Source organism: Microbacterium gorillae, from assembly GCF_050990725.1.
Classification (GTDB): Bacteria; Actinomycetota; Actinomycetes; order Actinomycetales; family Microbacteriaceae; genus Microbacterium; species Microbacterium gorillae_A.
The window spans coordinates 919,911-932,223 of the sequence record NZ_CP158844.1; the positions used below are offsets into that span (position 1 = coordinate 919,911).

At 68.9% G+C, this 12,313-nt stretch carries 13 protein-coding genes; 10 read left to right on the plus strand and 3 right to left on the minus strand.

Features of this window, described 5'->3' with window-relative positions; all coding sequences use genetic code 11:
• Positions 1-26 precede the first annotated feature (26 nt).
• The 8 genes from ABTV68_RS03980 to ABTV68_RS04015 all read left to right on the plus strand — a co-directional run bounded on the left by ABTV68_RS03980 (position 27) and on the right by ABTV68_RS04015 (position 8,863).
• Positions 27-1,121: a substrate-binding domain-containing protein gene (locus ABTV68_RS03980; RefSeq protein ID WP_433676332.1), complete on the plus strand. Its 1,095-nt coding sequence runs from the start codon at positions 27-29 to the stop codon at positions 1,119-1,121.
• A gap of 299 nt (positions 1,122-1,420) precedes the next feature.
• Positions 1,421-3,067, plus strand: a complete 1,647-nt coding sequence (locus tag ABTV68_RS03985) for a TIGR04028 family ABC transporter substrate-binding protein (protein ID WP_433676333.1) — start codon at positions 1,421-1,423, stop codon at positions 3,065-3,067.
• Between the two features lie 5 nt (positions 3,068-3,072).
• Positions 3,073-4,047 (plus strand): ABC transporter permease, encoded by a 975-nt coding sequence (locus tag ABTV68_RS03990; RefSeq protein ID WP_433676334.1) that lies wholly within the window; start codon positions 3,073-3,075, stop codon positions 4,045-4,047.
• Positions 4,044-4,955 carry an ABC transporter permease gene (locus tag ABTV68_RS03995; RefSeq protein ID WP_433676335.1) on the plus strand — a complete coding sequence of 304 codons (912 nt, stop codon included), beginning with the start codon at positions 4,044-4,046 and terminating at the stop codon, positions 4,953-4,955. Before ABTV68_RS03990 ends, ABTV68_RS03995 begins: the two co-directional genes overlap by 4 nt.
• Positions 4,952-6,610: a dipeptide ABC transporter ATP-binding protein gene (locus tag ABTV68_RS04000; protein ID WP_433676336.1), complete on the plus strand. Its 1,659-nt coding sequence runs from the start codon at positions 4,952-4,954 to the stop codon at positions 6,608-6,610. Before ABTV68_RS03995 ends, ABTV68_RS04000 begins: the two co-directional genes overlap by 4 nt.
• A complete protein-coding gene (locus ABTV68_RS04005; protein ID WP_433676337.1) occupies positions 6,607-7,632 on the plus strand; it encodes a putative FMN-dependent luciferase-like monooxygenase in 1,026 nt (341 codons plus the stop codon). The genes ABTV68_RS04000 and ABTV68_RS04005 overlap by 4 nt, the downstream gene beginning before the upstream one ends.
• Positions 7,629-8,261, plus strand: coding sequence for a CMD domain protein (locus ABTV68_RS04010; protein ID WP_433676338.1), 633 nt, complete (start codon positions 7,629-7,631; stop codon positions 8,259-8,261). The genes ABTV68_RS04005 and ABTV68_RS04010 overlap by 4 nt, the downstream gene beginning before the upstream one ends.
• Positions 8,258-8,863: an alkylhydroperoxidase domain protein gene (locus ABTV68_RS04015; protein ID WP_433676339.1), complete on the plus strand. Its 606-nt coding sequence runs from the start codon at positions 8,258-8,260 to the stop codon at positions 8,861-8,863. The genes ABTV68_RS04010 and ABTV68_RS04015 overlap by 4 nt, the downstream gene beginning before the upstream one ends.
• Before the next feature lie 177 nt (positions 8,864-9,040).
• On the opposite strand, the gene ABTV68_RS04020 is transcribed toward ABTV68_RS04015, so the two are convergent.
• The 3 genes from ABTV68_RS04020 to ABTV68_RS04030 form a co-directional block, all read right to left on the minus strand.
• Complete coding sequence (locus ABTV68_RS04020; RefSeq protein ID WP_433676340.1) at positions 9,041-9,400, minus strand: hypothetical protein; 360 nt, start codon at positions 9,398-9,400, stop codon at positions 9,041-9,043.
• A gap of 107 nt (positions 9,401-9,507) precedes the next feature.
• Positions 9,508-10,134, minus strand: coding sequence for a GTP pyrophosphokinase (locus ABTV68_RS04025; protein ID WP_433677538.1), 627 nt, complete (start codon positions 10,132-10,134; stop codon positions 9,508-9,510).
• A 228-nt stretch (positions 10,135-10,362) separates the two neighbouring features.
• Positions 10,363-10,749 (minus strand): DUF3054 domain-containing protein, encoded by a 387-nt coding sequence (locus ABTV68_RS04030; RefSeq protein WP_433676341.1) that lies wholly within the window; start codon positions 10,747-10,749, stop codon positions 10,363-10,365.
• A 91-nt stretch (positions 10,750-10,840) separates the two neighbouring features.
• On the opposite strand from ABTV68_RS04030, the gene ABTV68_RS04035 reads away from it, so the two are divergent.
• Positions 10,841-11,809, plus strand: coding sequence for a helix-turn-helix domain-containing protein (locus tag ABTV68_RS04035; protein ID WP_433676342.1), 969 nt, complete (start codon positions 10,841-10,843; stop codon positions 11,807-11,809).
• Between the two features lie 69 nt (positions 11,810-11,878).
• Positions 11,879-12,295: a GreA/GreB family elongation factor gene (locus ABTV68_RS04040; protein ID WP_433676343.1), complete on the plus strand. Its 417-nt coding sequence runs from the start codon at positions 11,879-11,881 to the stop codon at positions 12,293-12,295.
• The last annotated feature ends 18 nt before the right edge of the window (positions 12,296-12,313 follow it).

Genomic DNA, 12,313 nt, shown 5'->3' on the forward strand with positions numbered 1-12,313 from the left:
ATTCACGCCGCTACGCTGACGTCACCATGCCGCCCGCCTCAGACACTCCCGCCTTCGGCCTCTCGCGACGCGAACGCATCCTGGATGAGCTGCGTCGGACGGGGTCCGTGCGGGTCGCGGATCTCGCCGCGCAGTTCGGGGTCTCCGATCTCACCATTCGTCGCGACATCGGCCACCTCGCCGATCGCGGCCTGCTCACGCGCGTTCACGGCGGGGCGACGCTGCGCAGCAGCCTGGACACCACCGTCCCTGCGGCTGCCTCCGGCATCCGGTTCCGGGTGGGGATGGTGGTCCCGTCACTCAGCTACTACTGGCCGCACGTGATCATCGGCGCCCGCGCGGCTGCGACCGAACTCGGCGTGCAGCTCGTGCTTCGCGGGGCGAGTTACGCGGTGGCGGACCAGCGACGACAGATCGACGCGCTCGCCGCCGCGGGGGAGGTGCACGGCCTGATCGTGGCGCCCGAGACGAGTGGCGCCGACGGACGCGCGCTGCTGTATCGCCTGGAGACCCTGGCGACACCGGTGGTGCTGGTGGAGCGGCGCGCTCCCACCGCGCTCGCGCTGCCGAGCCTCGAGTGCATCACGACCGATCATGTCTTCGGCGGCGCGCTCGCGGCGGATCACCTCGCCGCGCGTGGTCATCGGCGCATCGGCATCATCACGTCATCCGGGTCGCCCACGTCCCTCCCGCTGCGGCACGGGTGGAATCGCGCGGTCGCCGACCTCGGGCTGGAGTGCGTCGTCGACGTGGACGCCGCCCTCGATGATCCGTCCAGTACCTCGCGGGAGTCGGTGATCGTCTCGATCCTGGAGCAGTGCCGGGCCACCGGAACCACCGCGCTGCTCATCCACAATGACCCGCAGGCCGTGATGCTCGAGCAGTACGCGATCGATCACGGCTGGTCGATTCCGGGTGACCTCGCGATCATCGCCTACGACGACGAGGTGGCCTCCAGCGGCACCCCGCCGATCACGGCGCTGCGTCCGCCCAAGCAGCACATCGGTCGCCTCGCCGTGGAGATGATGGTCGAACGCCTCACCGGCGGTCCTGATCTGCCGGTGCGCCGCACGTCGGTGCTCCCCGTCCTCCACCCCCGCGAGTCCACCGCGACCCCCTGACACGTACCCCATGACCCGCGAGACTTCCGTCTGTGGGCGACAATCGCCGCGGTGGGCGGATTCTCGCCCACAGACGGAAGCCTCGCGGGAGATGTAGTGACGTGAGGGGAGCCGCGCGAGGGGGACCGCGGGAGGGGGGGGACCGCGCGAGCCGGGAGAAATGTGACGCGGGACGGCGGCGTGTGACGGCGCATTGCGGAACGTGAACCGCGGTGACGCGAGCGTGCATCCATATCGCGCGGGGGTTCCTAACGTGGGGGAACGATCGGACTGACCCGATCCGTTCAGAAGGAGAATCCATGCCCCGTCATGCAGTACGAGCCACAGCCGCCGCTCTCGCCGCCGTGACCGCCCTGATGATGGCGGGCTGCTCGTCTCAGGGATCGTCCGGCGGCACGTCCGCGTCCGCGTCGGCAGATGCCGGCGAGCCGGTCCAGGGCGGCACCCTCACGTACCTCGAGTATCAGCCGTACACGAACCTCTACCCGCCGCAGGCCGGTTTCTACCCGAACGGCGCGCTGGTGGGAAACATCACCGACCGCCTCACGTGGCAGGACCCGGAGACGCTGGAGATCGAGCCGTGGATCGCCACGGACTGGACCGTGAACGCCGACGCCACCGAGTACACGTTCAACCTGCGTCCCGGAGTCACCTTCTCCGACGGCACGCCGCTGGACGCCGCCGTGGTCGCCAAGAACTTCGACGTCTTCGGCAAGGGCGACACGGCCAAGGGACTCACCATCTCCGAGGCCGTCAACAACTACGAATCCAGCGAGGTCGTGGACGAAGACACCGTCACCTTCCACTTCAGCGCCCCTTCGCCCGGCTTCCTGCAGGCGACCTCCACGATCACCTCCGGCCTGCTGTCCTCGGCCACCCTCGACCGCAAGCTCGAGGACTTCGGCGCGGGCAACGCCACCGACATCATCGGCTCGGGTCCGTTCGTGATCGAGTCCGAGAAGATCGGCACCGAGGTGCACCTGGTGGCGCGCGAGGACTACGACTGGTCCCCGGCCGAGAAGGAGCACCAGGGCCGCCCCTACCTGGATGACATCAAGCTCCTCGTGACCCCGGAGGACAGCGTCCGCATCGGCTCGCTGCTGTCGGGACAGGCCGACTACGTCCGCTACGTGCAGGCCTTCGACGAGCCGCGCGTGGAGTCGGCCGGCTTCCAGGTGTTCGCCCCGCAGACCCGCGGCGTGAACAACTCCCTCAGCCTGCGCTTCACGAACCCGCTGCTCAGCGACCTCAAGGTGCGCCAGGCGCTCGTCGCCGGTGTCAACGCGCAGGAGGTCGTTGACACGATCTTCACGAAGAACTACCCGGTGGCCACCTCCGTCCTCAGCTCCACCGCTCTCGGCTACAAGGACGAGTCCTCCTTCTACACCTACGATCCCGAGAAGGCGAAGGAACTGCTGGATGAGGCCGGCTGGACGGTCGGCTCGGACGGCATCCGCACCAAGGACGGCCAGCGACTGGAGCTGCCGGTCTACGAGGCGAAGCCGCAGCCCCTGTCGAAGCAGACGCTCGAGCTCATCTCCCAGCAGCTCAAGGCGATCGGTGTGGACCTGCAGGTGAAGTCCGCGGATGCCGGAAGCTACGCGGAGGACATCCTCGACCCGCTGAAGACCCCGCTGTACCACTCGATGGTCGGCCGCGCTGATCTCGACGTCATCAAGAGCCAGTTCTCCTCGAAGAACCGCAACGTGCTGCGCTCCGACGACCAGCACCTCGACGACCTCCTGAACGCGGTCGCCTCGGAGCCGGACCCGACGAAGCGCATCGCCGCCTCGCAGGCCGTGCAGGACTACATCGCCGAGCAGGCGTACGTGATCCCGCTGTTCGAGGAGCCGCAGGTCTACGGTGCCGCCACCTACGTCCACGGCATCGAGTTCGAATCCGTCGCCCGCCCCGTCTTCGCGGACGTCTGGCTCGAGAAGCGGTGATCTGAATGCCGTTCCTCGCACGCCGTGCGGCACAGGGGGTGATCGTCCTCGTCGTCGCCTTCACCGCCACCTTCATCCTCCTGCAGTTGCTGCCCGGAGATGCGGTGCTGATCAAGTTCCAGAATCCGGAACTGGGTCTGTCGGCGGAGCAGATCGCCTCGATCCGTGCGAGCTACGGCGCTGACCTGCCCTGGTGGCAGCAGTACCTGCACACCCTCGCCGGATACGTGGTGGGCGACTTCGGCTACTCCACGCAGTACGGCACCGCGGTGCTGACCCTGATCGGTGAGGCGCTGCCGGCAACGGCGGCCCTCGCCGGTCTCGGCTTCGCGCTGGCGATCATCCTCGCCATCGCGATCGCGGCCCTCGCGACGCTGGCCCCGTTCGGCTGGCTGCGACGGGCCGTGCACGCCTTGCCGCCGATCTTGGTCTCCGTGCCGGTGTTTTGGCTCGGCATCATCCTGATCCAGGTGTTCTCCTTCGGTCTCGGCTGGGTGCCGGTGGTCGGAGCCGATCCCGTGGTCGGTCTCGTGCTGCCGGTCCTGACTCTCGCGGTGCCGATCGCCGCTCCGCTCGCACAGACGCTGCTGCGATCGATCGACGACGTGCTCCCGGCTCCGTTTGTCACGGTGGTGCGTGCCAAGGGCGCCTCAAACGCCTGGGTACTCCTGCGCTCGGTGGCGCGCAATGCGCTGCTGCCGACCCTGACCATCGCGGGTGTGCTCCTCGGCGAGCTGATCGGCGGAGCGGTGGTGACCGAGACGGTGTTCGGCCGGACCGGCATCGGCCGCCTCACCGAGCAGGCCGTCGCGAGTCAGGACATCCCCGTGCTGCAGGGCGTCGTGGTGCTGTCCGCCCTCACCTTCGTCGTCGTGAGCCTCGTGGTGGACGTGATCGCCACGCTGATCGATCCCCGTCTGCGCAGCACACGCCGGGCGCGCGCGGCCGCGTCGGGCACCCGAGAGGCGGTGACGGCATGAGCGCCGGAATCACCGACCCGCTGACCGACACAGTGATCGACGTGTCCGCTCCCGCGGCGACGCCCGCCACCGCGGTGGCTGCGCCCGTGCCGGCGAAGAACCGTCGCCAACGTCGCTGGCCGGCACCGGGATTGATCGTCGCGATCGCGGTGCTCGCACTCGCGGTCGCCTGGGTCATCATCCCATCGGTCTTCGCTCCGGCCGACCCGCTCACCGGTGTTCCGGCTGACAAGCTGCAGGGCCCGAGCCTCGCGCACCTGTTCGGCACCGACCAGCTCGGTCGTGACGTGCTCACCCGCGTGGTTCATGGCGCGGTCCACTCGCTGACGGGCGCTCTCGTAGCGGTGCTTGTGGGCCTCATCGTGGGCACCGTCGTCGGTGTGGTGTCGGGCTCGATCGGCGGCATCGTCGACGACATCCTGATGCGCATCGTGGACGTGCTGCTGGCCATCCCCGGCCTGCTGCTCTCGCTGTCGGTGATCATCCTGCTCGGGTTCGGAACCGTGAACGCCGCCATCGCGGTGGGCATCGGATCCATCGCCTCGTTCGCCCGGCTCAGTCGGTCCGAGGTGGTGCGCGTGCGTCGCTCGGACTATGTCGAGGCGGCGTTCGGATCCGGCGGGCGATTCCTCACGGTGCTCCGTCGTCACGTGCTGCCCAACTCGCTCACGGCTGTGCTCGGCCTTGCGGCCCTGCAGTTCGGTACCGCGATCCTCGCGATCTCCACCCTCGGCTTCCTTGGCTACGGCGCTCCGCCGCCCACGCCGGAATGGGGACTGCTGATCGCGGAGGGCCGCAACTACGTGGCCACCGCGTGGTGGTTGACCGTGTTCCCAGGGCTCGTTGTGCTCGCCGTGGTGCTGAGCGCGAACCGACTGAGCCAGGCCATCTCGAGGAGGACCCGATGACCGCGCTCGATGTCTCCGGCCTGCGCATCTCCTACGACACGCGTCGCGGTCGTCGCGAGGTGGTGCACGGCATCGATCTCACGATCGACGAGGGCGAGGTGCTCGCGCTCGTCGGCGAATCCGGATCGGGCAAGTCGACCACAGCACACGCCGTGCTCGGACTGCTCCCGGAGGGTGGGCGCATCGAGGGCGGCACGATCCGCGTCGGCGAGACCGACGTGTCGGGCTGGTCCGACGCGCGGCTGCGGGCCATCCGCGGTGCGCGCATCGGTCTGGTGCCGCAGGACCCGGTCTCCTCGCTGGACCCGGTGCGTCGCATCGGCGTGCAGGTGGGGGAGATCCTGCGCCTGCACGGCGAGCGCGACCCGAAGGCCATTCGGCACCGCGTGATCGATCTGCTGGAGCGGGTGGGGCTCGATGACCCGCAGCTGCGGGCATCCCAGTACCCGCACGAGCTCTCCGGCGGCATGCGCCAGCGCGTGCTGATCGCCACCGCCATCGCGCTGAAGCCCCGGCTGATCATCGCCGACGAGCCCACCAGCGCGCTGGATGCCACGGTGTCGCGGCACATCCTCGACCTGCTCGACGAGCTGCGCGCGGAGGACGGCACGGCACTGCTGCTGGTGACCCACGACCTCGGTGTCGCCGCGGATCGCGCGGATCGGATCACCGTGCTGCGGGACGGAGAGGTGGTGGAGTCGGGTCGCACCGAGGAGATCCTCGCCGCTCCGACCGATCGCTACACGCGTCAGCTCCTGGCCGATGCGCCCGCGTTCCAGACCGTCGAGCCGCGGACCCCGCCCGCGCCGCTGTACCTGCGGGATCCGGATGCGGCGGGCGCGGAGGATCCGTACGCGATCGTCGCCGAGGGCATCGTCAAGCGCTTCGCCGCCCGAGGTCGGGATGCCTTCCTCGCGGTGGACGACGTGTCGTTCCGCGTGCGACGAGGCACGACGCACGCCATCGTGGGGGAGTCCGGATCGGGCAAGACCACCACGGCGCGCATCGTGACCCGTTTCCTCGACGCCGACGCCGGCAGCGTCACCATCGACGGCACTGATGTGCTGGCGCTGCGCGGTCGCGGACTGCGCGAGCTGCGCCGGGACGTCCAGCTGGTGTACCAGAATCCATTCTCCTCGCTGGATCCGCGTCAGAGCATCGGCTCGATCATCGCCGAGCCGCTCGTGAACTTCCGCATCGGCTCTCGCGCCGAGCGTCGCGACCGGGTGGCGGAGCTGCTGGAGCGCGTGGCGCTTCCCGCGGACGCCGCCGAGCGATCGGCGCGCGAGCTGTCGGGAGGGCAACGACAGCGTGTCGCGATCGCGCGAGCGCTGGCCGCCGGGCCGCGGGTCGTGGTGCTGGACGAGGCGGTCTCCGCTCTCGACGTCACGGTGCAGGCGCGGATCCTCGAGCTGCTGGATTCGCTGCAGCAGGAGCTCGGTCTCACCTATCTGTTCATCTCCCACGACCTCGCCGTCGTGCGTCGCCTCAGCCACACCGTCTCGGTGATGCGCCAGGGTCGCGTCGTCGAGGACGGCGACACCCGCGAGATCTTCGAACGCCCCGCACACGAGTACACGCGAGAGCTGCTCGCGGCCGTCCCGGGGCGCCCCTCCCACACCGTTTCCCCCGCACGAAAGGAGTTGGTCCCGTGACCGACACCCCGCCCACGCTGGCCTTCTTCACTCGTCTGCTCGACGAGGTGCCCGCCGCCCAGCGCTACGACAACGCCATCGAGCAGATCCGTCACGCGGAACGCTTTGGCATCGGTCGTGCCTGGGTCGCCCAGCACCACTTCCGCTACGCCGAGGGCGGGCTTCCGTCGCCGCTGGTGTTCCTCGCGCACGTGGCCGCGCTCACCACCGAGATCCGCCTCGCAACGGGCATCATCACGCTTCCGCTCGAGGACGCGGTGCGCGTGGCCGAGGACGCCGTCGTGGCCGACCTGCTCTCCGGCGGACGCATCGACCTCGGCCTCGGGTCGGGCGGCACGCCCTCGTCCTTCATCCCGTTCGGTCAGGATCCGAAGGAGAAGGCGCAGGTCTACGACGAGAAGCTCGCCGCGCTGCAGAACGCGCTGCGTGGCGGCGACGTCGGTGCCGGCAACACGCTGAACCCGGAGCCGGGCACGCTGGCGGACCGGATCTGGCAGGCCACGTTCTCCGCCTTCGGAGGCACGCGCGCCGGCGTTCCGGGCGACGGACTGCTGCTTTCGCGCACCCAGCCGCGCCCGGCGGATGCTCCCGAGACATCCCTCGCCGACGTGCAGAACCCGATCATCGACGCGTACCTCGCCGCACTGCCCGCGGACGTCGCCCCGCGCATCACCGCGTCACGCACGGTCTTCGTCGCCGACACTCGCGCGGAGGCGCTGCGGTGGGCGGAGCAGGGCCTGCGCAAGGGTGCCGAGGGGCTCCGCCGCAGCGGTCAGGTGATCCCGGACGGGTCGCTCGAAGACCTCATCCGCCATACCGACACGCACCTCGGCACGCCCGAGGAGGTGGCCGAGTCACTCGCCGCCGACGCGACCCTCGGACGGGTGACCGAGGTCGCCTTCCAGGTGCACTCGGTGGATGCCCCGCACGAGCAGGTGCTCCGTTCGATCGAGCTGTTCGCGTCCGAAGTGGCTCCGACCCTCGGATGGGGCACCCGCGTGGATGCGGAGGTGACGGCATGACCGAGGTGACCGTGACCGACGTCGTCGACGAACTCACCGGCGTTGAGCCGGACGCACGCACGGCCGCGCTGCGGGATCGCCGACCGGTGACCCGCGAGCAGCTGCAGGCGAGCTTCGACGCCCTGTTCTCGCCGGTGTCCGACGAGCACTTCTCGATCACCGATCGCGAGCTGGTGGCGGCTTTCGCGACGCGCCTGACCGCCGACGACGCCTCCGCGGCGTTCTACGCGGATCGCGCGCGCTCGGCGGACCCGGTCGCCGCGGACATCGTGCTGGCGGAGGCCGCGCAGGCCACCACCACGGGGCCGTTCGGCCTCTACCGCGAGGCCGGACTGCAGAACGAGAACACCGATGGTGTGCGATACGTGCCGTCGGAGGATGCCGCGATCGCCCTGGGTTCGCGTCTGGCCGCGGCGCTGACGCACACGCATCTGCTGGTCTCGCGCCCGCGTGAGGCCGACGATGCCGCGATCCAGGCGCTGCTCGATGCAGGCTGGGACGCCGACGGCATCATCACGCTGTCTCAGCTGGTGTCCTTCCTGGCGTTCCAGCAGCGCGTGGCCGCGGGCCTGCGCGCCCTGGCTCTGGCCGGCCCCGCTTCTTCTGACTCGACGGAGGCTTCCGCATGACCGGCACCACCCTCACTCACGACGCCGAGCACCCGCACGCGTTCACTCGCGCCGAGGTCGGCTGGCTGCCCTGGCTGGCGCCGGTCGCCGAGGACGAGCTCACCGAACGGCACTACGACGGACTGGTCGATCGTGGTCGTGCGTCGAGCGACTACTTCCGTCTGCTGGCCCGCGACCCGGAGGTCCTCCGCGCCCGCACGCTGGTGGACAAGGACATCTTCTACAACACGGTCGACGGCCTGCCACGTGGGGATCGGGAACTCGCCGCGGCGGCGGTATCGCGCGTCAACGGCTGTGTCTTCTGCGCCTCCGTGCACGCGCGTTTCGGTGCGCATCACGCCAAGCGACCCGAGGACATCGACCTGCTGCTCGCCGAGGGCACGAGCGCCGATCTCGGCGAGCGGTGGAACGCGATCGTTGCGGCGTCCGAGGCACTGACGGTGACGCCGGTCGCCTTCGGGCCCGCCCACGTGCACCGCCTGCGCGCCGCCGGCCTCGACGACGACGAGATCACCGACGTCATCCACGGCGCCGCCTTCTTCAACTGGGCCAACCGCCTGATGCTCTCGATCGGCCGCCCCGTCGCCCCCGCCGAGGCCTGATTCCAGCCTGTGTAACACCTCGCTGGCCCTCGTTCGTGTGACCTGGTCGGTGTGGCCTCGTCCGTTGGGCCTTGGCCGTACACCACTTCCCGCGAGACTTCCGTCCGTGGGCGAGAATTCCCGCAATGCGCGGATTCTCGCCCACATACGGAAGTCTCGCGGACTTTTTGGGGCGCCTCAGGTGTGGCAGTCGACGACCACGAGGCGGGCGTCGGGGTCGAGATCCCGCCAGGCCGCGTCAAACGCGGCTGACGTGTCGTCGAACGAGGCCCCATTCCACCGCTCCGCTGCGAACGCGCCGCCCGCGATCGTGATCAAGAGGGCTGGCCGGTGTTCATCGGCAAGGGAACCGCGGCGCGTCGAATCGCCGTCCACGAGGCCGGCCCAGCGACCACCGATCCGGTACCAGTCCCACAGCCCGGACTCGATGTGCTCGCCATCGGGTCCGAACTCACGGTACGGGGCGAGCGCGGTGGCGACCGCCGCTTCGACGTCCTGCGCCTCCGCGGGAATCTCGACCAGCGCGTACAGATGCATCGGTTCCCCTTTCACCGCCTTCCGCGAAACTTCCGTGCGCGGGTGAAAATCACCGCAATGCGCCGATTCTCACCCACAGACGGAAGTCTCGCGGGTCATGGGGTGCGTCAGATGGCGTGGATGGTGGGGGAGGGGGATGGCGGGACAGCGGCGGAGGGGGACGACGGATGCAGCTCGTCGTGCAGGCGCGCCATCCGCGAATCCAGCTCATCGGCGGTATCGGCGGCATCCTTGAGATCCGCCAGCAGACCGTCGGGCACCTGACCGTCGTACTTGTAATAGATCTTGTGCTCGAGGCTCGCCCAGAAGTCCATCGCGATGGTGCGGAACTGCACCTCGACCGGCACGGCCAGCGGACCCGTCGACAGGAAGACCGGAACCTCCACGATCACGTGCAGGCTCTTGTATCCGTTCGGCTTGGGGTTGCGAATGTAGTCCTTCACCTCACGAACCGTGATGTCGTGCTGTGCGGTGAGGAGGTCGAACAAGCGGTAAGCATCGCGTACGAAGCTGGTGGTGATGCGGATACCCGCCACATCCGTGATGTTCTCACGCACCATGTCGAAGTCCAGGCCGAGTCCGCGGCGTCGCATCTTGTCGGCCAGACTGTCCAGCGACTTCACGCGACTGGAGATGTGCTCGATCGGGTTGTAGTCGTGCATGAGCTGGAACTCGTCGCGAAGGATCGTGAGCTTGGTCTCGATCTCGCGCAGTCCGAACTCGTACTGCACCATGAACTCCGCGAATCGGTCGCGCAGGTCGCGGAGCTCCTCGGGCGAGTAGACCACGCTGCCGTCCACGCCCAGGAAGCCCTGGTCGGGTGAGAAGCGGGTGGCGCTGCGAATGTCGTTGGGTCGTGCACCGAGGGATCGTCCGCCGCCGAAAATGGGGTCGGGCAGGTCGTTGCTCATGATCGCGACGCTATCGAGCGCGGATTCGAACTGACTGAGAACCCGCCGCAATCAGCGCGAGCGTCGACGACCGATCAGCGCGGCGATCCCGCGCCAGCCCACGAGAGCGACGCCGAGCACGATCGTCGCCACGATGATGAACGGCAGCGCCGTGCCCTGACCCGATATCAATCGCAGCAGCATGCCGCCGGCCACGGTGATCAGCCAGAGCGGTACTCCCGTGCGACCGATCGCGAACGGTCGTCGCCACGCGAGGGTCGCGACCCAGCCGATGGCCAAGGCCGCCAGGAACGGCCACGCCGTCGTCAGCAGTCCGAGCCCGAATGCGGATTCCTCGTGACTGGCCCGCCCGGTGGCGGCGAACACGATCACCAGGATCACGTCGAGGGCGGCAGCGACGAGGATGGCGCGGGGGCGCGGACGAGAGGGGCTGGTCACCCTTCCATTGTCCCTCGCCGGAAGCGCCCAGAACGCCCCGGTTCCCTTCAGGTCCGCCTGGCACGATGGGAGCGGAGGAGGATCCCGATCCATGTCCGAAACACGCTTCCCGGGAGGCGCCACGCTTCGTGCGCGCCGGAACCGGCGTCTGTCGTCCGTTCACGATGTCGCCGAGGTCACCCCCGGATGGCGCGTCACCCCGGTGGGCAACGGACCTCGCAACACCACGTTCGAGAACTGGATCGGTCGGCGTCTGCGCTATACCGGCCTCACGGGCGGCGGCATCGCGTACACGCGCGACGCAGCCGATGTGAACGACGAGTACGGGCACCTGCTGCAGCTGGGCATCCTGCACAGCGGTCGTGTCACGGTCACGCGCGAGGGGCGCACCATGATCGGCGAGGCCGGCACGGTGATCGTGCTTCGCGTGGACACGCCGTACGAGACCATCACCGACGCGGGCTCCGCGCTCACCCTGCTGTACGTGCCGATCGACCAGGTGGAGGCGCGCGGAATCGACACGCGCCGCATGAACGGGCAGATCTGGCAGGCAGGACCGATCGAGGCAGCGATCACGGAGATCGCGCCCCGCGCGTTGGATCTCGACGAGCAGGACGGCCTGATCCTGGAGGGCGGTCTGTTCGAGCTGGTGATCGGCCTGCTCGCCCGTCACGATGACGCCGCCGGGGAAGACGTCGCCGCGCAGACGCGCAACCGTGTGCTGGCGATCATCGAAGAGTCCTATACGCAGGTGGATCTGGACGCCGCCACCATCGCTCGCCGACTCGGCGTCAGCCGTCGCTATCTCTACACCCTTTTCGAGGGTCGCGACGCTTCGGTGGCCGCTCTCATCCGCAACCGGCGAGTGACGCACGCGGAGAAGCTGCTCGTCGACGACACGGACCTCTCGCTGCGCCGGGTGGCTCAGCTGTCCGGGCTTGGATCCGAGGACCGGTTGCTGCGCACGTTCAAGACGGTGCTGGGCATCTCGCCGTCGGCGTACCGACGTCAGGCACACATCGACGGCGGCGAAGCGATCCTCGCGCGCGAAGTGCGCTGATCCGCGACTTCCCGCCGCTCTCCGCTAACCTGGAGTTTCTTTGTCATGAGCAGGGAAGGGGGAACACCCATGTCCACCACCGCAGATGCACTGTGGATGACGCAGGCAGCTCTGGAGCGACTCCAGAGCGAACTCGCCGAGCTCACCGCCCCGGGCGCCGAGCAGGATGACACGACCCAGGCACGGGTGCTGGAGCTGCGCGAGATGATCCGTCGCGCAGAAATCGGCTCCAAGCCGGACGACGGCGTCGTCGAAGCCGGAATGCTCGTCACCGTCCGATTCGACGCGGACGGCTCGGAGGAGACCTTCCTCCTCGGCAGCCGGGAGATCGTCGGTGCCGCCGACCTCGAGGTCGATGTGTACTCGCCCAGCTCGCCACTGGGGATCGCTCTGACGGGGAAGGTCGTCGGCGACAGTGCGGAGTACGAGACTCCCAGCGGCGCGCGAATCGGTGTCAGCGTCCTGGCGGCTGTGCCGTTCAACTGAGCGTTCGACATCGGGCCC

What these genes read in the sequence shown, in the direction of transcription:
- ABTV68_RS03980 (WP_433676332.1), top strand. Translation starts at nt 27, where the DNA reads ATGCCGCCCGCCTCAGACACTCCCGCCTTCGGCCTCTCGCGACGCGAA.
- ABTV68_RS03985 (WP_433676333.1), top strand. Translation starts at nt 1,421, where the DNA reads ATGCCCCGTCATGCAGTACGAGCCACAGCCGCCGCTCTCGCCGCCGTG.
- ABTV68_RS03990 (WP_433676334.1), top strand. Translation starts at nt 3,073, where the DNA reads ATGCCGTTCCTCGCACGCCGTGCGGCACAGGGGGTGATCGTCCTCGTC.
- ABTV68_RS03995 (WP_433676335.1), top strand. Translation starts at nt 4,044, where the DNA reads ATGAGCGCCGGAATCACCGACCCGCTGACCGACACAGTGATCGACGTG.
- ABTV68_RS04000 (WP_433676336.1), top strand. Translation starts at nt 4,952, where the DNA reads ATGACCGCGCTCGATGTCTCCGGCCTGCGCATCTCCTACGACACGCGT.
- ABTV68_RS04010 (WP_433676338.1), top strand. Translation starts at nt 7,629, where the DNA reads ATGACCGAGGTGACCGTGACCGACGTCGTCGACGAACTCACCGGCGTT.
- ABTV68_RS04015 (WP_433676339.1), top strand. Translation starts at nt 8,258, where the DNA reads ATGACCGGCACCACCCTCACTCACGACGCCGAGCACCCGCACGCGTTC.
- ABTV68_RS04020 (WP_433676340.1), bottom strand. Translation starts at nt 9,400, where the DNA reads ATGCATCTGTACGCGCTGGTCGAGATTCCCGCGGAGGCGCAGGACGTC.
- ABTV68_RS04025 (WP_433677538.1), bottom strand. Translation starts at nt 10,134, where the DNA reads ATGGTGCAGTACGAGTTCGGACTGCGCGAGATCGAGACCAAGCTCACG.
- ABTV68_RS04035 (WP_433676342.1), top strand. Translation starts at nt 10,841, where the DNA reads ATGTCCGAAACACGCTTCCCGGGAGGCGCCACGCTTCGTGCGCGCCGG.
- ABTV68_RS04040 (WP_433676343.1), top strand. Translation starts at nt 11,879, where the DNA reads ATGTCCACCACCGCAGATGCACTGTGGATGACGCAGGCAGCTCTGGAG.